The 21,058-nt window shown below is 41.6% G+C and carries 24 protein-coding genes and 1 pseudogene; 5 read left to right on the forward strand and 20 right to left on the reverse strand.

Annotated features, from left to right (window positions below):
* Positions 1–21 precede the first annotated feature (21 nt).
* The 6 genes from tmk to OCV56_RS08895 all read right to left on the reverse strand — a co-directional run bounded on the left by tmk (position 22) and on the right by OCV56_RS08895 (position 6,520).
* The gene (gene tmk, locus OCV56_RS08870; protein ID WP_086713508.1) at positions 22–612 is read right to left on the reverse strand and encodes a dTMP kinase; all 591 of its coding nucleotides are present in this window, start codon (positions 610–612) and stop codon (positions 22–24) included.
* Positions 600–1,856, reverse strand: coding sequence for a B12-binding domain-containing radical SAM protein (locus OCV56_RS08875; RefSeq protein WP_158094624.1), 1,257 nt, complete (start codon positions 1,854–1,856; stop codon positions 600–602). Before OCV56_RS08875 ends, tmk begins: the two co-directional genes overlap by 13 nt.
* A gap of 93 nt (positions 1,857–1,949) precedes the next feature.
* Positions 1,950–2,270, reverse strand: a complete 321-nt coding sequence (locus OCV56_RS08880) for a ParE family toxin-like protein (RefSeq protein WP_086713510.1) — start codon at positions 2,268–2,270, stop codon at positions 1,950–1,952.
* A gap of 63 nt (positions 2,271–2,333) precedes the next feature.
* Positions 2,334–2,918, reverse strand: coding sequence for a hypothetical protein (locus tag OCV56_RS08885; RefSeq protein ID WP_086713511.1), 585 nt, complete (start codon positions 2,916–2,918; stop codon positions 2,334–2,336).
* Positions 2,905–3,834, reverse strand: a complete 930-nt coding sequence (locus tag OCV56_RS08890) for a hypothetical protein (RefSeq protein WP_086713512.1) — start codon at positions 3,832–3,834, stop codon at positions 2,905–2,907. Before OCV56_RS08890 ends, OCV56_RS08885 begins: the two co-directional genes overlap by 14 nt.
* Positions 3,827–6,520, reverse strand: coding sequence for a CHAT domain-containing protein (locus OCV56_RS08895; RefSeq protein WP_086713513.1), 2,694 nt, complete (start codon positions 6,518–6,520; stop codon positions 3,827–3,829). The genes OCV56_RS08890 and OCV56_RS08895 overlap by 8 nt, the downstream gene beginning before the upstream one ends.
* A gap of 199 nt (positions 6,521–6,719) precedes the next feature.
* Here OCV56_RS08895 and OCV56_RS08900 point away from each other — a divergent pair, with 199 nt between their 5' ends.
* Positions 6,720–7,367, forward strand: coding sequence for a HEPN domain-containing protein (locus tag OCV56_RS08900; RefSeq protein WP_086713514.1), 648 nt, complete (start codon positions 6,720–6,722; stop codon positions 7,365–7,367).
* 299 nt (positions 7,368–7,666) lie between these two features.
* On the opposite strand, the gene OCV56_RS08905 is transcribed toward OCV56_RS08900, so the two are convergent.
* Positions 7,667–9,292, reverse strand: coding sequence for a recombinase family protein (locus tag OCV56_RS08905; protein ID WP_086713515.1), 1,626 nt, complete (start codon positions 9,290–9,292; stop codon positions 7,667–7,669).
* 44 nt (positions 9,293–9,336) lie between these two features.
* Between OCV56_RS08905 and OCV56_RS08910 the strand changes: the two are divergent.
* Positions 9,337–9,606 (forward strand): annotated as a pseudogene (locus tag OCV56_RS08910) (carboxypeptidase M32); the annotation flags it as partial.
* Between the two features lie 92 nt (positions 9,607–9,698).
* Here the strand turns inward: OCV56_RS08910 and OCV56_RS08915 are convergent.
* The 3 genes from OCV56_RS08915 to OCV56_RS08925 form a co-directional block, all read right to left on the reverse strand.
* On the reverse strand, positions 9,699–10,700 hold the full coding sequence (locus tag OCV56_RS08915; RefSeq protein ID WP_086713517.1) for a metal-dependent hydrolase: 1,002 nt from the start codon (positions 10,698–10,700) through the stop codon (positions 9,699–9,701).
* A 177-nt stretch (positions 10,701–10,877) separates the two neighbouring features.
* Positions 10,878–11,048 (reverse strand): hypothetical protein, encoded by a 171-nt coding sequence (locus OCV56_RS08920; RefSeq protein ID WP_228761218.1) that lies wholly within the window; start codon positions 11,046–11,048, stop codon positions 10,878–10,880.
* A gap of 420 nt (positions 11,049–11,468) precedes the next feature.
* Positions 11,469–12,278 carry a sulfite exporter TauE/SafE family protein gene (locus OCV56_RS08925; protein ID WP_048662220.1) on the reverse strand — a complete coding sequence of 270 codons (810 nt, stop codon included), beginning with the start codon at positions 12,276–12,278 and terminating at the stop codon, positions 11,469–11,471.
* Between the two features lie 341 nt (positions 12,279–12,619).
* Here OCV56_RS08925 and OCV56_RS08930 point away from each other — a divergent pair, with 341 nt between their 5' ends.
* Positions 12,620–13,597, forward strand: coding sequence for a DUF1852 domain-containing protein (locus OCV56_RS08930; RefSeq protein ID WP_086713518.1), 978 nt, complete (start codon positions 12,620–12,622; stop codon positions 13,595–13,597).
* A 69-nt stretch (positions 13,598–13,666) separates the two neighbouring features.
* Positions 13,667–14,695 (forward strand): methionine synthase, encoded by a 1,029-nt coding sequence (locus OCV56_RS08935; protein WP_086713519.1) that lies wholly within the window; start codon positions 13,667–13,669, stop codon positions 14,693–14,695.
* An 86-nt stretch (positions 14,696–14,781) separates the two neighbouring features.
* On the opposite strand, the gene OCV56_RS08940 is transcribed toward OCV56_RS08935, so the two are convergent.
* Entirely contained in the window at positions 14,782–15,219 is a 438-nt protein-coding gene (locus OCV56_RS08940) for a MarR family winged helix-turn-helix transcriptional regulator (RefSeq protein WP_086713520.1), read from the reverse strand.
* Positions 15,220–15,303: 84 nt separating this feature from the next.
* On the opposite strand from OCV56_RS08940, the gene OCV56_RS08945 reads away from it, so the two are divergent.
* Positions 15,304–15,750 (forward strand): hypothetical protein, encoded by a 447-nt coding sequence (locus OCV56_RS08945; RefSeq protein ID WP_086713521.1) that lies wholly within the window; start codon positions 15,304–15,306, stop codon positions 15,748–15,750.
* Between the two features lie 44 nt (positions 15,751–15,794).
* On the opposite strand, the gene OCV56_RS08950 is transcribed toward OCV56_RS08945, so the two are convergent.
* From OCV56_RS08950 to OCV56_RS08990, 9 genes are all read right to left on the reverse strand, one after another.
* Complete coding sequence (locus OCV56_RS08950) at positions 15,795–16,277, reverse strand: tetratricopeptide repeat protein (protein WP_086713522.1); 483 nt, start codon at positions 16,275–16,277, stop codon at positions 15,795–15,797.
* 27 nt (positions 16,278–16,304) lie between these two features.
* Positions 16,305–16,856 carry a class IV adenylate cyclase gene (cyaB, locus tag OCV56_RS08955; RefSeq protein WP_086713523.1) on the reverse strand — a complete coding sequence of 184 codons (552 nt, stop codon included), beginning with the start codon at positions 16,854–16,856 and terminating at the stop codon, positions 16,305–16,307.
* 89 nt (positions 16,857–16,945) lie between these two features.
* Positions 16,946–17,338, reverse strand: a complete 393-nt coding sequence (locus OCV56_RS08960; RefSeq protein ID WP_086713524.1) for a hypothetical protein — start codon at positions 17,336–17,338, stop codon at positions 16,946–16,948.
* Positions 17,331–17,780, reverse strand: a complete 450-nt coding sequence (locus OCV56_RS08965; protein ID WP_086713525.1) for a GNAT family N-acetyltransferase — start codon at positions 17,778–17,780, stop codon at positions 17,331–17,333. Before OCV56_RS08965 ends, OCV56_RS08960 begins: the two co-directional genes overlap by 8 nt.
* Before the next feature lie 71 nt (positions 17,781–17,851).
* The gene (locus tag OCV56_RS08970) at positions 17,852–18,370 is read right to left on the reverse strand and encodes a GNAT family N-acetyltransferase (protein ID WP_086713526.1); all 519 of its coding nucleotides are present in this window, start codon (positions 18,368–18,370) and stop codon (positions 17,852–17,854) included.
* Between the two features lie 32 nt (positions 18,371–18,402).
* Positions 18,403–18,846: a hypothetical protein gene (locus OCV56_RS08975; protein WP_086713527.1), complete on the reverse strand. Its 444-nt coding sequence runs from the start codon at positions 18,844–18,846 to the stop codon at positions 18,403–18,405.
* A gap of 139 nt (positions 18,847–18,985) precedes the next feature.
* Complete coding sequence (locus OCV56_RS08980) at positions 18,986–19,393, reverse strand: GFA family protein (RefSeq protein WP_086713528.1); 408 nt, start codon at positions 19,391–19,393, stop codon at positions 18,986–18,988.
* 55 nt (positions 19,394–19,448) lie between these two features.
* A complete protein-coding gene (locus tag OCV56_RS08985) occupies positions 19,449–19,949 on the reverse strand; it encodes an opioid growth factor receptor-related protein (RefSeq protein WP_086713529.1) in 501 nt (166 codons plus the stop codon).
* 98 nt (positions 19,950–20,047) lie between these two features.
* The gene (locus OCV56_RS08990) at positions 20,048–20,884 is read right to left on the reverse strand and encodes a DUF3626 domain-containing protein (protein WP_086713530.1); all 837 of its coding nucleotides are present in this window, start codon (positions 20,882–20,884) and stop codon (positions 20,048–20,050) included.
* Between the last annotated feature and the right edge of the window lie 174 nt (positions 20,885–21,058).

A 21,058-nucleotide genomic window follows, 5' to 3' on the forward strand; every position in this document is an offset into this window, starting at 1 on the left:
TAGACATAAGAAAAAGTATGCCTAATTGCGGGAGTGAAGCGTTTTGCAAGCACTATGCAATATAGTATCAACGATAGCATCAACGCCCTGAGAGGCATCAACGAGGAGCCACCCCCCAACTGGTTGTGAATAACACATACCTTCGTATAGATCACGCAATTCACGATCTGCCTCAAGGGTTAATGTCTTTCTGTCTTCAAACGTACAATTGTTTCTAGCGTTAATTCTTTCGTTACGCTCATCCATTGGCAAGTCTAGGTAAACGGTAAGATCTGGTCTCAAGAGTTCACTTTCTATTTCATGAAGCTTGTAGTGTTGTCCATTGGACATCCAGCAATGATAGACCTGAGTTGACAACCAATAGCGGTCTACCACAACGTTCTGGCCTGAATCTATCAAACGTTGAGCTTCACTTGCTACGTTGAGCACGGTAGCCATATAGAACAACTGCCTCGCTTTGGTATTATGTTCGAACACCGTATCAAGTTGTTTTCGTACTTCTTTAAAACCCGCTCCTGGTGTCGTTAATAACTTCGCATTTAACTTTTCTGCTAAGTGCTTTGACACTGTAGATTTCCCACTTCCATCAAGGCCTTCGATTACGATAAACATGCTGACTCCTCTAGGCGTGTTAGTTTCATGGCTAAATTTCTCATTGCCTTCCACTCATCTTTTGTGAAACTGTCGCTTTCGATAACATGTGGAATCCCCGAGTCGTCGATATGACCTTCCTTGATACCGAATACCTCTTTATCCGCGGCCAATTGCGTGCCTTCTAACAACATCAACGGAAATGCCTTTACGTCTGAGACTCCCCTACGCTTAAGAAAATCAACGCTCTCAAAAAAACTTTCGAGCGTTTGCGTCGGTAACCCATAAATTAGACTGACCTCAAAAGACATGTTCTTGTCCTGAAGCATGGCGATGGCCGAAGATACTTTCTCAATATTGTTGCGTCGGTTGATTACGATAGACTCAGACCTGATTGCAGTCTGTAAACCAAACTCGAGATGAGTATTTAGCTTTGAAAACAACGCTAACAAGCGCTCATTAATGTCCTCAAAACGCACTTGAAAGACGAGTTCTGCTTCTAATCCAATACCAATCGCGTATTCCAATATCTCGTATGATCTGCGTCCTTTTCGAAAGATCGGGTCTAACACATTAATTCGCTGAACTTTTTTCTCTTTGAATAAGTCCAGCTCCTTCTTTATGGTCTCCATCGAGAAATCATGTACTTTATTGCCAGCCACATCACGGTGAGCACAAAATGAACACGCATAATAACAACCACGTTGCGTTTCCCAGTGCGCCATTGCCTGGTATTCATCAAGCTCAATCAAACCATTTAAATATGGTGAATGACGTGACGCAAACTCAAACTTGTTGTTTAAAATAAGTTTGCGGATCAATTTGTCCTGCATAAACGCTTCTGGCAAAGTGGCTTCTGCATAGCTGGGCAAGTAGATATCGCCACCAGGATAAAGTGCTTCACAGCTCGACTCATGAACCTGGTATCCCCCAAGAATAATGTTTCCCTTAAAGCCTTTATCCTTAAGTTGCGTTATCAAGGGCTCAATTAGCTCGGTGTTCCATACATAACAACCTAAAGCTAACCCATCAATCTCTTCCAGCTTATGTTGCCCATTGATTCTGTTTGCTATCTCCCCTGCTGACAGGTTAAGTGCCTTATTTTTATTCATATCAATTGACAGGTGCTCAGCAGTAAACTTCTGACCGTAGTCCTTGTGCTGCCTGCACTCGGATAGAAGCACCCCTGCTGCAAAACTAGTCGCACTTTTACCTTTTTGGGTGTAATCAAACGTAACTAGCAGGCATTTTTTATTCTTACTCATAACTAAATCCATAGTCCTATCTATGCAACAACCACAAAGCTATAAAACTCATTTTTTCAAGCTTCGTACTCTCATAACCAATTAATAACACTATTAAAAATGCTTAAACTGTTGCTCATAGCCTTGTCGTCGACAAAGCTTGAAAGTAAGTCGTTTGTTCCCTTTAGATAGGATTAAGCGAAAGCTGCGCCCAATTCTGAATCGAATCAGGGATGGATTAGATTTAATGTTTTTGCCGCCAAGCACAGTAAATGGCGTACCGTCAGCAATTGAGTTCACTACACTCAGTGTTTTTTGACGAGTAGAGTTTGGCAGATCGCGCCAGATTTTTTTGTCAACAAGACAAATACAGTCAGAGTTTGAGCTGGTCAGCTCAGGACTACGTAGTTGGTATTTGAATACTATATTTTGCATTTAGACGTACCTTTTTTGGTGTGGGTACGTCTATACGCATAGAAAAATGATTTTTTTCGCTTTTTATTTCAACAAAGGCAACAAAACAATGTAACCTACTGATTTTGCTTTATTTAAACTTTCAGTTAGATCATCATTTATCACATCACCATGTATAAATGTGAGCATTACAGCTCCTTCATCAGGTGAAAACTCCCACTTATCATCAGAAGTTATCCAGCCTTCTAAGTCCTCGTATCTATAGTGTATTTGAACCTGTGATTCAGTGTTGAACGACACTGTTTGCTCACCTTGAATCTCAATTAACTGCTGATTTCCCCACTCGACGGTGATCAAAAGTGGTTCCTTTACCTCATCCTTATCATTTAATGATAAAGCTAAATCACCTAATAGTATCTCTTCACTCATCAGAGATACTATTGGAGAATTGATAGTCTGTTTAACAAAGCGCTTTGCTTGCTGGTAATAGCTAACATACTGTGGCCACTTTGCGGCAAAATAACAAAACCGATCTAAGTTATCTCTACGCTTAACCGCATCGCTCCAGACCCGTTCACGCTCTGGATCTCTAACCAGTTCTTTCCAGTCATCAGTATTGCTGTTTCGACCTTGAACCATCTCATCCAATGAAAGTTTATCTAACGGCATATGCAGCCTCCTTCTTCAGGGGCGATTTTAGCGCTATAAGCTTATCTCTTAGCTCATCAAAATTTGGATAATCTTTGCTCTTAATTTTATACTGATCCAATAGAGTCGTATTTCCTACAGATTTGAACAGTGCTATGCATAAAGAGCTTGGTTCATCACTGTGTACCCTACAAAAGTAGTCAATGATTTTTGTCACAATCGATCTAACTTCACTAGTTGTATGATGAGACTCCCTCTCGTTTTTCTTCGCAGTGTACTGCGGCTTGTTTTCCCCTTTTGTTAAGTATTTACTCTTGTACAAGTGAAAACCTGGGATTTTCGACTCGATATCAAGGTACACACATAGATACCTAAATGAGGAGTCCACTTTGTATCTGGTAGTGCTTTTGTCAATACATCCCTCAAATTCGGATTCAATGGGAGGCTCTACTTGGCCTAGTTCATCCAACAACTTCTTATTGGCCTGAAACCAAAAATAGACCATATTTGCTGCTACCATCCCACTATAGATTGCAAGGCAATATGAGATTTTATGCAAATCGATTTCAAAGGTACCTACTTCAGCCTGACTTTCAGCTATATCAACCTCTTCATCTATCAATTGCTGAAGCCCAGAAAATGTTTTTCCTGACTTGAGTTTGCACCAGTAATCTATTTGACTGAACAACTTGATATCACGCGGTATACCGTTAGGTAGCTTTTCGTTTTCAAAACCATCAGATAAAAACATATCAATTATCCGAGCTACTGCATTAGCCTGACTACCAAACGTCAAGGATACCTTTCGCTCATCAAATACCTCCAATGCCTCATACAAGACCAACTCAATACATGGTCTATGCTGTTCAAGATACTGCTTGCGACCTTCAACGCTCCAGTCAGTTATTGGGAATAAATCATCAAACACGTCAAACATAATTTATAAATCCAGATTTTAATTTTTGTTTGGCTAAGCTGCTCTTTAGCTGATTTACTTCATCAACCGTGAGATCTACTTTATCTAAATAAACAGCTTGATTTATCTGTTCTGCAATGCCACAAAACCTTAAACCAGCCCAAGAAGAAGGGTGAAGGAATAACCTCTCGGCTCGTTTTAACTCATCCTCATTCCGCGATTCTTTTGTCTTCATTGGCCCCAACAGCCCAGCCAAAGTTTCATTACAACCCAGGGTGTTTAGATATGGCGATAGTCCAAGCTCTCGCATTTTGTTTAGTTCAGCCTTAGCTCCTTGTGAAACCCACCAGCGTTGGGCTGCGAGTAGAGCTTTTGAAGGTGAATATCCACTATTTAGAAGTTGGTCATAATGAGATTTAATATGAGCTGTAACAATGTCAGGCAACGCCCACAATGAACCGATTGAGCTAACAGCACCCCACTCTATCATCCGCATATCGAAACCAAATGCTTCATTAACAGGGATAGAAAAGATACTCAAAGGGATATTACTACCGCTTTGGCAAGCCCAAAACTCAACGCGCTCCATTCCAGCAACTTGGTTAACCAGTTCTACGTCATTCATGTCGAAGTGTTTCGTTTTCAGATAAGGCCTATTAGGAAGTTCATGAGCACAGTGGCCATAATAGGATATGACTTCACTGGTACTAACCACTTCAACAAAGTCATCTTTTTGAACATCAGTCATAAGACCTGAAGCGTGTTTGTTCGCTACATTGTGAAAACGTGTTTCACCTCCATTGATGCATCTAGTACCACTGCGCTCGCTAAAGTGCGTTACATGGTTACAAAGATATAAAACTGTTGGAAGCCAATTAATCTCATCAACCAATGTATAAAGTTCTTCACCCTCAATTCCAGTAGCTGCCCACGGTATCTGTGATGCAAAAAAAGAGGTTAACAATCCCAGGCGTTTACAGTCATCAGGTAATATTTCACGCCAGTTTATGAAATCTAGAACCCAAGTTCTAAGGCCATCAGCGTTTCCTTTTACATATGCACCAATATCATTAACTAAGTTTCTTGGTAAGCTAACACTATGACCTGTTACCACTAGTTTTCCAGCATTCATCATAGCGACCAAAATGAGTACGTCGTCATAATTCGACTCAATGTCAATTCTGACCAAAGTCAAATTAGGGTTCTTGCTTAAGGCTTCTTCAAAGTGCTCAATTTGAACTGAATAGTCACTGTTTCTCCGCTTCAAAAATGCAGGGTCTAGCTCGTCAATTAAACTTTCAATCTTAAGAAAGTCAGTTAAACAGTCATTTGATTTTTGTCGTAGAAATGCAATTGAATCTTTGTCGTCTATCGCCCCCTTAAGCACCGCAGGATACAATGCAGGCTTGTAGAAGTAAGTAGATTCCCCCACTTCTTCTATGATTGAATCTTTCTGTGATCTTTCAAAAACCTCAGTTAGTGCTGCCTCAGCATCCTCTGCACTTAAATGCTCTAACATCAGCGCAAGTTCGTTCAGATTATAATAAGTAGACCCCATCTGAAGTAAATCACTACGTAAAGGCAAACAAACTTTTTTTTCTGGGACTTGCCAATGTTTGTTTGCGCTTTCACAAAAACGTAGAGCACTACAATTTTCAAGTAACTTGAATGCAGCAGTTAAATCTTCCTGTTCCATTAGTATACGAGCAAGTCCTGAACATGTTCTTTGAACTAGAGATGCTAATACATCGGCTTCTGCATCACTCTTGCAAGTTCGTCGATTTTCCATCAATTCATATTGCTTTTTGAATAGCTGCTTTAAGTTATCAGGTGACGGTTTGGCTTTTGCTGTTCGCAACAAGTAATCAATTTGTTGCTCAGGTCTAGCTATATCGACCTCAGGGTTAATTGTCATAATTTTAATAGGGTCAACTCCGAACCGAGGTGCTATATCTAAAATGGTTTCACATAGTTCTTTGTGTTTTGGGGAGTCTGAGAAATGCATCAACCTCGCAAAACTTAGTCCTAGACCTTGTTCTGGAGCCATAACATTCATAAAAGGTGGCAAACTGTAGTTCAGATAGCCTAAGTACAATTCAACTGATTTCGCTTGTGACGCACATGCTTTCTGGTTAAGTCCTTGATCGAAAAGAACGCTCGCTAGATTAAAGTGGATAATTGAAAGCTGGCCATCTCTAATCACCTTAGGAATCTCACTATTAATTAATAAATCAATAGCTTGAATGTGAAGTGCCTTGGCCTTTTCTATGCAATCTAAATCTTTATCAGGCCAAAGATAATCATGTGCAGCCCTCCGATAAACTACGGCTAACTGCGAGAGACTGGAAGCGTGCTTCTCAGGGATAACCTGCCTTTGAGGAGTGTCTATTGCTCGTTTAAAATACTGAATAGCCTTATTTAGGTTATGGTAAGTACCACCTGGTAGTTCAGTGTGATATGAAAAGTGCAAGACCCCTAAATCATGGCAAGTTGATGCTCTTGCCAATGGCTCCTTAAGAGCGATCTTCAATGCTTTGGACAATAACCTCTCTGCTTTCGCGATAGATTTGGCATCTTTTGACTTTATGAGTTGCTTTGCGGTTTCAGTGAGATCGAACCATTTACGTGTTACCAGACAACGAAGCTGTAGGTCTTGCATAGCACTGTACTCTATAGCTTGCTTAGTTTGTAAAGAGTAGAAACCCATTCACTTTCCTCATTATTATTTTTTCCATTTTAGACAACCGTCTCTCTTACACTTCTGAAAGCTATACCTGTTGTATATCTAGGTTAACAGTTTGAATCCATTACAAGTTTACTCTAACTCATAACACCATAATAACCAATTTGCATAAGACGCCAACAAGGGTAACATTAAGACCGTCAAATAACTTCTGGGAAAGCATATGTATCAGATACTTAAAGAGCGCCACCGTCAAGAGAGAGACTCTTACCCTCAAGCGCTGTCTCTGCGAGTCCATCGCGCACTTAGTTGGCTGTACAAGGCAGAAATGAGCGATGATCATGACTCGAAATACATCTTTCTTTGGATTGCCTTCAACGCAGCATATGCTCAGGATTTCGAGTACAAGGCCGATTTCGGTGAACGGGGCCTATACCAAGAGTTTCTTGCCAAGATCGTATCTTTAGATGGTGGAAATAAGCTGTCAGAACTAGTTTGGTCTCAATATTCATCTTCCATTAGATTGATTCTAGATAATGAATATATCCTCCAGTCCTTCTGGAAGTTTCACTCTGGTCTTATCACTGAGGAGCAATGGAAGAAAGAACAGTCTCAGGCTAAATCTATCGCAAACAAAGCTTTGTCAGGGGGTGACACCGCCACTGTATTGAGTGTCGTTTTCTCAAGGCTTTACACATTACGCAACCAGTTGATACACGGTGGGGCCACGTACAACAGTTCTGCTAATCGTGACCAAATTCGCGACTGCACTGCGTTACTCGAAAATGTTGTTCCGACAATTATTGAGATAATGATGGATGGGGCTGAAGAGCTGTGGGGTGATGCGGTTTATCCATTGGTGTCACCGTAGCTGGTGCAGGAACATCGACAATTGGGAGACATTTAAACACTTGCTATCAGATAGCAAACCACAAAAAGATTGCACGCAGACTGCTGCAACGAAACTCTTCAAGGCCTTGATGACGTCATTAGGCTGTATCTGGCCAAAGGGGGGCTATCAAAGCGAGCCTAAAAAAGTGAAACTTTCATTGGACGCGAGGGCACTAGCCTACAAAAACAGCCTTCTGTAACAGGAACCAGCGGTGGGAAATCGGGAAACATATGAGCCCGATTTCCACCAAAACTAGATGAGGTCTGAACGAGTACAATTTAATGGTTCTTTGGCCTGCGCTTGTAAAATGTAACCGTCTGATATATCCCTTGCCCATCTTTACCTAAAGAAAAGTTATTCCCATTCTTAAATTGAGCTGTCAAAGACTTGTCTTCAAAATTAATGGTAATTTTATCTATTGATTGAAGTAGGATTTTTTTAAAAGTTCGTCGCTCATTAGAGTTTTTGATATCTATACACTTCTCTGCCAACTCTCTCATTTTATGAAAATCTTCAACTCCAGTTTGGTGGTCATAACTTTGGTTTAGTAAACCGCTAAGCTCCTTTTTTTCCAGGTCAAAAGCTCTAATTTTTTCCTTTATTTTCATAATGAGATCTTTCGAGTCAAGCTCATCGATAGATTTAAGTAGCACATCAATTTTTACATCTAGAATCGAGATGTCCTTTCGAAGCCTTTCTTCGTCGATTTTGCCAGCATTCTCTTTTTCCAAAAATTGGGGGTTAATATGTGTACATATTGCTCTTATAAAAGCCATTTCCAGTTCTTGGCAGATAAAACTTGGTTGACAATCAGATGATTCTTTGTGACTACCGCAATGGAGGCGCTGTACATTTCTCCCTGTATACTCATTTTTCCTATTCTTTTGTTTTTGATACTGGGTGTGGGTATTTTTCCCACAATGTGCACATACGCTTTTACCCTTACCGTAGGCTGACAATAGATACACATTTTCGTCTTCTCCATAAGATTCTCTAGAACCAGACGTGTTCCCCTTCCTTACTTGTATGATGTCATATTCTTCCTTAGTAATAATTGGGGGGTAGTAATCATCAAGTTCATATGGTGGTTCTGCGATGTAGCGACCATTTTTTAAATACGTCAACGAAAACTTTTTATGTCCGTAAAGAGCTTTATTATCAAGAATTTTTCTGATTGTGGTCGCCCCCCAAGCTTTACCCTTTCCTGAGGGCGTACTGTAACCTCTCTTTGTTAACTCTCTTGCAATAAGGTTAAGTCCCCTGTGCTCCTTTAGATACATATCAACAATTAGCTTTACTATGTCCGCTCTTTCTTGATCTAATTGAAGATAGCCGTCTTGTGTTTTAATCCAGTGTGGGTCTCCACCTACGGATTTTGGTTTAGCACCGTCTTTAAAAGCTTGGATTTTTGCTTCAATAGCTTCTAGCGATCTAATGTGTTTATGCTTTGATTCATCATGAGCACGCTGCATACTTCCCATGATCAAAAAAAGCTTACTTGATTCAGTCGCTAATGTTGCTTCATTGTAAGTTAAACCATCATTTGCTGTTATGACTGTAATACCCTTTGACATTAAAATATTAAACTGTATCTGAGCAGCTAGAGGGGTATCCCTGCTTAATCTGTCCATAGACTCAACAATGAGTATGGAGCCCTCAGCAATAAGCCCATCCTCAATGGCAGCAATAAATTTACCAAGCGCTCCTCTTTTAATGTGTTCTGCTTTAAAAGCAGACAGTCCCCTGTCTCTCATTATGAGATCTTCATTTATAGGAATGTTGTGCTTTTTCGAGGTCTCCTCTGCAAGCTTCATTTGTCGCCTTAGGGAGTCACCATCTTCTTGACGCTTTTTGGAGAAGCGCATGTAAAGATATACCTGAGGAAGTAAGTATTTGTTTTTCATATATAGTTCTCAATTTTTATGTATTGTAACATGCTGTTAAGATTCTATACCAGACAGATGGCGCATTCGGTTACTTCCCATCTTACACACTAGGTGCGATGTACGCGGCTCAGTTCATGGCTTCAATGAAGAAAACGGTTGATGTGAATTCAGTGATTGAAAGCGGAGACCTATCGCCTATCTTCACTTGGCTAGAATCGAATATTTGGAGCAAAGGCAGCCTGCTGAGCACCGATGATTTGGTGAAGGGCGCAACGGGTGAAACCTTGAATGCACAGTACTTCAAAGATCACCTCAGAAGTCGTTACCTTTAATTAGCTAATAAGCAAAGGTTGTTTAGAACAACGATCAAAAAAGGCTGAGCAGATCATCTGACTCAGCCTTTTACTCTCAAGACCCCTTACCATTAATTGCCTTTCAACATATCTAGAAAGATCTGTCTAGAATCGGGGGTGTTGTCCCTGTGTGTTTCGTACTTTATATGTGTCTCTGCATCAGCAGATCGAGATAATTTGATGCTCCAAAGTGCTTTCATTTGGTTCGGTACAATTGAATATCGAACATCGATAACACGCAGATCATCTATTGGATCTTGTGCAATATAACCATTTGAAAACCAACGAAAACGTTCAATGTCTTTTGCTTGCTGTGAATTAGGGTCAAGCCACGGGAAATCCTGACTCACATTCAGTTTAACAATAGAGTCTCCAGAATAGGTTTTAACGGAGGTGCCAACTCGAATAGCATCTACGTAGTATCGGGATTCTGTTTCGTACACCACTTTCCACACTAAGATATTTGCAAAGCTCGGTTTTGCCTCTAATCGAATCGGCTCATGTTGTCTTTCTTGCGCTAATTGCCATCCAATCGCCTCTGCCCTATCTCGCTGAATCATTCCTAGCGTCGGATAAATCAAAGCCCACAGAAACGCAATACGAGCCAACCAAGGTGTTCGTTTCCAATTTGCAAACACAAGCAATATTAAGATGGGAAGTGTATAAACAGGGTCGATGATTGAAATGGTATTCCAAGCAAAACGCGCGCTGGTGAAAGGCCAAAGCAACTGTGTACCATAAGTAGTACAAGCATCTAACAGTGCGTGAGTGCCGTAACCAAGTGCACAAAACAGCCAGCTTTGCTTAAAAGAAAGTCCGCGCCTTTTTGCAATCAGATGATGCAGAGCCAAAGCACAGATCAAACTGCCAATTGGGATAAAGAAGAGTGAATGTGTAAATTGCCGATGGAACTCCAAAGCCAACAAAGGATCACTCTGAGACTTAATCAGTGCATCTAAATCTGGCGCCAATCCAGAGAGTAGCCCTAATACCCCAGCGACCACCAAATGTTGTTTTTTACTCGCCGATTGTGCCAAAGAAGCGCCTAGCACACCCTGTGTTAACGGATCCATAAACCACTCACTTTAGCATTCCCTTAATCTGAACAAGTACATTTAGCTATAGCAGTGAATCCGGTTAAACAACAAGATTTTATCAACAGACTCATAGACATAATCGTATAAATGTAGGCAGACAAAAAAAGCAGCCTGATGACTGCTCTTATTCGGCTCTCATTAACCCGTATCTAATCAGTGTGATTGTGTCGCCTTACTCAACAACAGATCCCAATCAGATAGCTCAACCTGCCCTTTGCGAATATTCACCTTGTGGTAACCTTTTTCGGTCAAGGATTTCACTTCAATAAAAGAATGACCAAACAAAGACTTTTTAACCGTTAGATTCGCCTTAATACCATGCAAATACACGATTCCATCATCTAAAGACAAATGGCTTTTCGTGGAGCCTTGAGGCAAACATGTAAAACGCAGTCATGAGAGTAATTGAGGTGATGAAAGGAAAAAGCTGCAATTCAGTTTGATAAAAGAAACTGATCATCAAAGATACGATCGTGTAGGTTATCGTCATTGATAGAACAACACTCCATTGTGGCCCATTACTTTTAAATGAGATTTCCCGTGCCATCATAAATTCCTTTGCGTAAATGTTTGACCACATTTGAAATATTTATAAAGCGGAGTGATTTTATTATTAATCGTGATGCATTTTAAGGAGTAAATCACGCTATTGAATGACACAGATCGCAATTAGGCATTTACGTGCTGTTTCACACCTAAATGTCTAATTAAGTCATCAACCGATAGGTCATGAACTGTCTGAAATTATCGCGCCACCATGCTTGCCGCGATAACAACCAACAGTACTGAGAATATCTTCTTGATGGTTGGGACCGGTAAATGGTTTGTCGCTTTTGCGCCTAACGGGGCCGTAAACCAAGACGTACACACGATACCCAATAACGCTGGTAGATAAACAAAACCCGCGAATCCATCAGTTAAAGCAAAGTGGCTACTGCCCGACGTGATGTAGCCGATAGAGCCAAATAGCGCGATAACAATGCCGCACGCAGACGCACAGCCAATCGCCTTTTTCATATCGACAGAAAAGAACGTTAATAACGGAACCAACAATGCACCGCCACCAATCCCTATCATGGCAGACAAGCCACCCGTAATGGTTGTCAGAACCGTTAATACGCCTTTGTTTGGCAGTTTTCGTTCTTTAGGTGCATCATTTTTGCTGCTCAAGAACATCTTGATCGCAATGAGAACCACACTCACAGCAAACACAATACGAACGACTTTTTCTGGCAACAGAGCCGCCATAAAGCCGCTAATCAGTGCACCCAGAGCAACACCCAACATGATCCAAGGCGCTAGATCCCAAGGCACGTTTCCATTCTTATGGTGAGCAAGTGCAGAAGACGTTGAGGTGAATAGTATCGACGCCAACGAGGTTGCAATCGCCGCGACAACCACTTGGTCAGACGGTAGAACGTCTAAATAAAGTAAAATGCTGCTTAGGACGGGAACAATGATCAGCCCTCCGCCAATACCTAACAAACCGGCGAGAAACCCAACACCACTGCCTAGTAAAGCACAGTAGAAAATCAACAACAGCAATTCACTCATTTCATCCATCTCCTATTCAATTAATTGTCTTAAATAACGCACTATTAATGTGGTTATATTTCCATCAAGATAATTAATATAACTGACACCGACTTAAATATTCAAACATAATAGATCATGAATATTCCTCATGTTGAATGTGAAGTAATACCATTGTTAATGATGAACCTATCCACGTATAAAAACCTTAAGCGAATAAATTTATACGACATTAATTCTACTAAGTATTAATGTCAGACAGCATAGCCTTCGATTCTTAATCTGGTCAAAAGCAAAAAATAAAGCAGTTTTAATACTAAAGACCGAGAGAATCAGAAAATAAATTGGGATACCAAATCAGCATGAATAAAGAATTTAATTTTACGATTAAGAGCATTAGCCTCGACGAAAACTACCAGCCTGCAGACAGCACGCGTATCACAACTAATTTTGCTAACTTGGCTCGCGGCGACAGCCGTCAAGCGAACTTACGTAACGCACTACAGATGATAGACAACAGTTTCAATGCCTTAGCACACTGGGACAACCCAAAAGGCGACCGCTACTCTGTAGAGCTTGAAATCATTTCTGTTGATATGGACATTGAAAGAAACGGCGAAGCCTTCCCTTCAATTGAAGTGCTGAAAACAAACATTCTGGACCACAAAACGAATGAGCGCATTGAAGGTATTATCGGTAATAACTTCTCTTCTTATGTTCGCGATTATGACTTCAGCGTATTACTTTTAGATCATAATAAAGGCCAAGATAAATTCAGTATTCCAGCCGATTTTGGTGATTTACACGGCAAGCTGTTTAAATATTTTGTTAACTCTCAAGCATACAAAGAGAATTTTAAGAAGCTACCTGTTATTTGTTTGAGTGTTTCAGATAATAAAACCTATTACCGAACTGAAAATCAACACCCTGTATTAGGCTTTGAATACCAACCTAATGAATCTTCTTTAACTGAGCAATATTTCAAGAAGATGGGATTACAAGTTCGTTATTTCATGCCGCCAAATAGTGTTGCTCCTCTGGCTTTCTATTTCTTTGGTGATCTACTGAACGATTACTCTAACCTAGAGCTTATCAGCACCATCAGCACTATGGGTACGTTCCAGAAGATCTACCGCCCTGAGATTTACAACGCGAACGCTGTTGCGGGTAACTGCTACCAACCAAACTTGAAAAACTTGGATCACTCACTGACTCAAATCGTGTATGACCGAGAAGAACGAAGCAAGCTAGCTGTTGAACAAGGTAAGTTCGCAGAAGAAAACTTCATTAAGCCATACCAGTCGGTACTAGAAAACTGGTCTGCCAACTACGCGCTGTAATCGTTCTATTTTACGCGCATTAGGAAACATACGATCCACTTGGGGAATCTAAGGACAGGCAGAATTATTATGAAAACACTATTACCGACTTCAACTGCGGGCAGTTTGCCGAAACCGTCTTGGCTAGCACAACCAGAAACACTTTGGTCGCCTTGGAAACTGCAAGGCAATGAACTCACAGACGGCAAACAAGATGCACTACGTGTCTCTCTGCACGAGCAGCAGCAAGCAGGCATTGATATTGTGAGTGACGGCGAACAAACACGTCAGCACTTTGTAACGACCTTCATTGAACACCTGAATGGCGTGGATTTTGAGAAGCGCGAGACCGTTAAAATCCGCGACCGTTACGATGCAAGTGTACCAACAGTGGTTGGCCCTGTTTCTCGTCAAAAATCTGTATTTGTTGAAGATGCGAAATTCTTACGTCAGCAAACCGACCAACCGATCAAATGGGCTCTGCCGGGTCCTATGACCATGATTGATACACTTTACGATGCGCATTACCAAAGCCGTGAAAAACTGGCTTGGGAATTTGCAAAGATCCTCAACGAAGAAGCAAAAGAACTCGAAGCTGCAGGCGTTGATATTATTCAGTTCGATGAACCTGCATTTAACGTGTTCTTTGATGAAGTGAATGACTGGGGTATCGCTTGTTTGGAAAGAGCCATTGAAGGGCTGAAATGCGAAACGGCTGTACATATTTGCTATGGCTACGGCATTAAAGCAAACACAGATTGGAAAAAGACATTAGGCACTGAGTGGCGCCAATATGAAGAAGTCTTCCCTAAGCTGCAGCAATCAAATATCGATATCATCTCTTTAGAGTGTCACAACTCTCATGTACCACTGGAACTGCTTGAGCTTGTTCGTGGTAAGAAAGTGATGGTTGGCGCAATTGATGTTGCTACAGATAGCATTGAAACACCGGAAGAAGTGGCTAGCACTCTGAGAGAAACACTTAAGTATGTTGATGCAGACAAGCTCTACCCTTGCACCAATTGCGGTATGGCGCCCCTTCCTCGCGACATTGCTTCAGCTAAGCTGAATGCACTCAGCGCTGGCGCAGAGATCGTTCGTAAAGAGATTTCAGCGTAACGGCTGCTCTGAATAGAAAAGCTAAATCTTGAAGCCTAAGTATCGAATGATGCTTAGGCTTCCGTACTCTTCTCAACTGCCATTCTCTATTTGTCTAAGAAGCTAGCCATCTTCTTCAGAGTGATCAGCGCCTTATCAAGTTCATCCCTATCAATCCCTTCTGCGCCAATTTCTGCCCATACTTCCTGTTTTTTATCTAATAGCGAATACGCTTCCTTGCCCTTTTCAGTCATGTTAACCAACTTTGCTTTTTTGTGATTCGGGTTATCAAGCCAAGTTAGCAGGCCATCTTTCACCATGATGTCGGTAACACGCTGTGTCGCTTGTCTGCTTTGCCCCATAATACGAGCAATTTGAGAAACCGTGACCAGAGCATCGGACTTTTCGATCGCTCCCATCACCTTCCATCTGGCACTGCTTAGCCCTAACCCTTCAGTTAATTTGTCACCCTCAGCATTCAATAAACCACTGACCTTAAAGATCTCTAGTGCGATCTTTGTGAAAACTTCTCCATTCGTATCCATAACACCCACTTTGACAACATGCTGTCATTAAATTAGACTCAAACTAAATTGACAACATGTTACCAAATTGATGGAGAGAATGATATGAAACCAATAATCCACAGAACAGCGGCATTAACAGCAACACTGTGTGTCACTACATTCTTTACTAGCACATTGCTTGTAGAACTGTTTGGCACTTTGGAATCAGTCCAGTTAGTCAAATCGCTGATCGTTTTTCCGGGTTTATTTATCCTTGTCCCAGCCATTGCTATTACTGGTGCGACCGGTGCATCTATGGCAAAACAACGTAAAGGGAAAATAGTTGAACGTAAAAGTAAACGCATGCCAATTATTGCGTTCAACGGGATCGTTATTTTGATCCCAGCCGCTTACTTTTTGAATCAATGGGCAAGTTTGGGAGAGTTCGACACTGTGTTTTATGGCGTTCAGATTTTAGAACTGATAGCAGGTGCAACCAACCTAACACTGATGTCTTTGAATATTATGGACGGCAGAAAGTTTCGTCCAAAGAAAGTAAAGCTAAGCTAAGCTCACCGTTTTTAAGCAAACAGATGAGCTTTATTGTCGGCAGCTTACCAAGTTTTATCTAAATCTTGAGCGTATAAGGAGATCGCTCGTTGGTACTCTTTGATCGCATCGCTACTGGTCGTAGAAACCAACAACTCAAGCAACAGAGACGTCGCTTCTTTATGGCGACCTAAATTATACAGACACATCGCGTAGAAAGGCTGAACTTCAAGGGAATCAGGATACTCAGCCATCGTCTGCTCAAAATAGCTTAAAGCCTCAGTATAAAGGCCAAGGCTTCGATATGTACTCGCCAAACCGAAAAGCGCATCAAAGCGTTCTGTAGAAGTAAGTTCACCCGACAGAGACAGCAAATAATGCTCGATAGCCTCCTGTTCTTTACCTTGGTTGTCGTAAGACCAAGCTATCTGCAAGTGTGCTTTCGCAGCATAATTTCCCTTATCGAGTAGTGTCGCCAGCAAGTCTCGTGACTCTTGGTACTTGGCTTCTTTTCGCAACTCGATGGCTTGTTTGATAATGGTGTCCATAACTCTCCCTGACGCTTAAGCGCTGTGCTAGGCGTTCATTACCTCGAACATCTGTTTATAAGATTGAGTTTGTAGTGCCGATTTAGTTAGCCCAAATCGACTGGCTAATAACTCCAACTCATCTTTATAAGCCGACAACTTAGACCCATCATCCGTCATGATAGCGAACTCTGCGAAATCACCGATACCCGTTAGTGAGTCGACAGTTATATGAAATTCACCCACAAAGTAAATACTGCGCGTCTTCTGCGCTTTTAGAATCACTTCGTAACCCAAGTTTTCAAGCATACTCTTGGCATTCGACGCATCGGTGATATTTGTCGCTTCGCATCGGTCAGACTCTGGGCCTTTTACAATCCATAGCTTAATACCCGATGGTTCCATAGTGCGAATGCACAAGCTTTTGTTTTGAGCTTGTAAGCTTCTGTCTGGGCTATCGAAATACCAATCGCACTCAAGATTATCTTGGAGCATCACTTCATGGGGAATAAGACTCAATGTCTTCAAGAATTCTGATTTAGAATCGAGGCGATACTTAAGCTCTACTTCGTATTTACCCTGGAAATGGTTGTTAGTCATATACTAGCTCGGTGCAAAAAAAGGGATACTAGCACACCAATAGAACCTGAAATACAAACTGGCGCACAACACAAACTAAAGAAGTGGAACTATGCACGGCAAGCCAATATACGCTGCCATTCTTCTGGGCTCATAGAGCCTTTAGAAAGGTAAATATTGTGTTTCTGCATTGCACCTTTTGTGTAGGAAAGCTTGATAAATGAGCCAATTTCAAGCGGAAGAAAGCTGCGCTGTAACGTCACATCACAAGCAACACCATTTAAACGTACATGACCGTTAATGATTTCAAATGAACTATCGCGAAGCTTCCACCACAACATTAGAATTTTTATTAATGGAGGAACACAAATTATTAGCCCTATGGTTAGCAGCGATGAACGATCGCCGTCTGATATCCAATGGACAAGACCTAGTGCAACAACAATAAACAACAACTCTGAAAATAAGTATTTAACAAAATTTAATCGGATACGTTTACCCATGAAACTCTCTCAATGATGATCCTAAAAGTAGCTCCATTTCAACGAGCCCTTTCACTTCAGACAACTTAGTAAAACCTTTTGATTGATAAAGCTTAATAGCGGGGTTCTCACTGAACACACGTAGCACTAACTGAGTCGATGCTTGGTTGTTCGCATGTTCGATCACTAAATCTAAACACTTAGCACCAAAGCCTCGGCCTTGATGATCAGCTAATATCTGAAAGTCTCTGAGAAACGTGGTGTCACTGGTATGACTGAAGCGGATAACACCAACACGGTTACCACCGACATAGACTTCATAGTTATCCAACTCATCCCAACTTCGTAAAAACTGACTATGACCCCAAGCAACGCCACGAGCCTGATAGTAACTCGCCATATTCGTTTTGGTGATCGATTCAGCGAACTTAGAATCTGAACCTTTGACCAACTTTACGTCCATATTGTTTCCTTACCTTCAAGTTGATCCCTAGCACTGCATCCAAAAATGCCATAAGTATTGAATCAAAAACGTTAAGAAGATTTAAGAGACATATCTGCGTCTAAAGCCTTTTCCAACCACATTGAACTGATGTACTGGCCATTTTTCTTTGCATATTCATTGAACACACCAACTTCTCGAAAGCCAAAATGCTTATGCAGAGCGATCGATGCCTCATTGGGTAATGCCACACCGGAAAGAACTCGATGAATACCGAAATCAATGATTGATGTGAAGAGCTGAGAATACAACCTAGAGCCTACCCCTCTCCCTTTTGCATCCTCAGCTAAATAAATTGTGACTTCAGCCGTATCTTCAAATGCTGGTGTTGCTCTGTACGGTTGAGAGCATGCGAAACCAAGTAGCGAGTCGTTTTCGGTTGCAACATAAAGTTGATATTTACTATCACTCGAGAATTGAGAGAACCATTGCTGCCGATTTTCCAACGTAAACTTCTCTTCTTCAAAGCGTGCGTTAGTGTGCTCAATATAGAAATTGAAGATGCAAGTAATAGCGGCTATATCGGACAACTCTGCAGTTCTAATTTTCATTTAATACCCTTTTGGTTCTCACTGATTTGCGATTAGGACTTAGCGTCGACCTTTTCTATAAACCAAGTCCCTTGGCACGGGCCATTGGTTAAGTGCCAACGACCATCAAATCTCTCGCCGCTGCCAGTTGCTGAGAATCGATAATCCCACTGGCGATGTTTCGCATATAGACGTAAGCCGCCGCTTTCTGTAACCCAACCTTCTAACGGTGTTCCGTTATAGGCAAGCCTAAGCGTGGCTTTACCCTCACGAATGGATCCGGTGATGGTTGTTCGCTCACACATATTATTGCCAGTGGTGTTAATACGGCGGCCTAGCCACTCACCGTCAAAGTCAGTAGATGGCACAAATTGGGGACTATCAGGAAGTTTAGGGAACGACTCGGAATTACTGGACCCGAACCATTGAAGTTCACGGCCAGCGAGGAAAAAGACAACAAAACCAATTGAGACAGCGATGACAAATCCCTTTTTCATAATCTAGTCGCCTTCTTATAAAAACTAGAAGAACCCTAACATAATGAAAAGTAATGAGTTAGATAAAATAATATCAACTTTGATGTATAACACAGATTGGATTTGGAGCTTTGTTCAACTGACTAACGAATTCTGCACCTTAGGTTGAGCGCCCTTCTGGAAAAGCACTTAACTCGGCCTGTAATTCACACCAGTTCGCTTTGTAGTTTGTATAAATCTGAGCATCAATTTTGACTGGAATATCGACATCGAACGTTGATATCGCCAACTCGATATTTTCAAGAGGTTCGCCTTGAACTCTGAAGCCAAGGCTTGATCCACAGTTGGAGCAGAATGTTCGTGTTGTGCCGTTTGATGCGACAAACTCTTTGAGTCGATCTTTGCCAGAAAGCCAGCTTAAGCCTTTTGCACCAACTAACGTCCCGAAAGCGGCGCCATGAAATTTTCGGCACATTGAACAATGGCAGTTGGCGGCTTTTTCGCTAAACCCTTCAACAGAAAAACGAACACTGCCACACAAACACGAACCTTTAAAAACTACACTCATCCTGAGTCTCCTTCCCTTTCATACAGTGTGTTAACCCACTGGCTATTGCGGGCTTCTAACCATTTAACGCATTCCGCCAATATTGCATCGTTTTATCAGACACAGAACCGGTTTCATTCGCTGCTGCGATCAAGAAGTCACATAAGTTGATCGCAACTTCCTCATTGCCTAGCAAATATAAACTGCGAATGGCTCGTGTTAGTCGAAGTTGGTTGTGGTCATGATTCTTCAACCATACATGGTTGGCTGGGTTAAGTGGCAACAATGACGATATCTCACTTCCGTCTCGCTGCATGCCCCAAAACTCAAGCATAAGGTCAAGCACTTGTAGATGAGCTGTACGAAGCGCTTCGGAATTAGCAAAAAGCGCCCTATCTTCTTGAGTAACCAACGGCGCATGTTGATTAAACTTAGTCCCTTCATCGATTGGGAAAAACACTTGAATATACTTATGGTCATGCTCCAACCAAAAGTGATTATAAGCTAACAACTGTTCAATATTACGACCAAATTTGTCTGGCACTTCACCAGAGATAAAGCGAGCAATCTCACTCATTTTAAAATCCTACCGATTATATTTTGCATGCGGGTTTCCGCTAAATACAGGGCGTTGCGGTTAAAATCTCAGAAGAGCCCACTGATGCTTTTAGAGATTTATTCTGATTGATAACCAAACCGAGCCAAGTAATGCCAGACCTTCTTTACGTCTTGTTGGTCATAGCCTTGCTCTGTCACGGCTAGCCCCAGTATTTTCGCATTGATCTTGCCGTTTATTGCTAACTTTTTTGCGAGTTCTATAAACGACTGGCCGCGATAATCTGGGTACCGGCTCATCTCTTCTATGCTTAACTCGTAGCCATTGTGCCACTTTATCGGAACGCCCAATTTCACCGCGCGTTCTTCAATAATCGTCGAGCGGTAAATAGGGTCTAATACAAGACATTCAATATCGTCTTTCAGAGAAATAACCCCATGAACATGCGCCTCGATATAATCATCGAGCAAATCGACATCCGACGAAGATGCTTTATCAATCAGCACTTTTACTCGGCTAGAAACTGCGAAGTCTTCTGGCTCAAAGAAGCTGTCTGGATAACAAAACGTGGTTCGTGCCAATGTGTCGGCTTTCAACTGGAAGTAAGCAGAACCAAAACGGGATGAAGCGCCAGTCTCATAGTTACGGTAGTTCAGTGCGCCATATTTCGGCCTAAGCGTGTTCGGAGCATTGTCATACGCGCCGTCGAACACACGCTTTTCCCATAACCAACGATCACCACCGGGGTAAGCCGTAATACCACCATTGCTAGTGCCAGTTTCAAATTGAGACTTCAAACACCCATCGTCAGCCATCGCTTCGAGCAAAGGTTTATTGTCAGCCGTATAACGATCGGGGTGGAAGTTGATCGTCACCGCGCAACTCGTTAAACAATCCGTGCCTTGTGATTTCAATCGGATATTTTCGATTGCTTGCTCTACTGCATTGCCAACCATGAAGTCTCCTGTTTTCGAAAAAGAGTACTGCGCCGACTAAACAAGTAGTACAACCCAGACAATTAACTTAACCCATTAAGATATGAACACAAAGCCTAGTTTAAAGATTGCCTGCCAAGTGTTAGATGTCAGACTGTTTGAATAACTCTGGTGAGGTTTTCGGGCTTATTTTTC

This window comes from Vibrio gigantis, assembly GCF_024347515.1.
Lineage (GTDB): Bacteria > Pseudomonadota > Gammaproteobacteria > Enterobacterales > Vibrionaceae > Vibrio > Vibrio gigantis.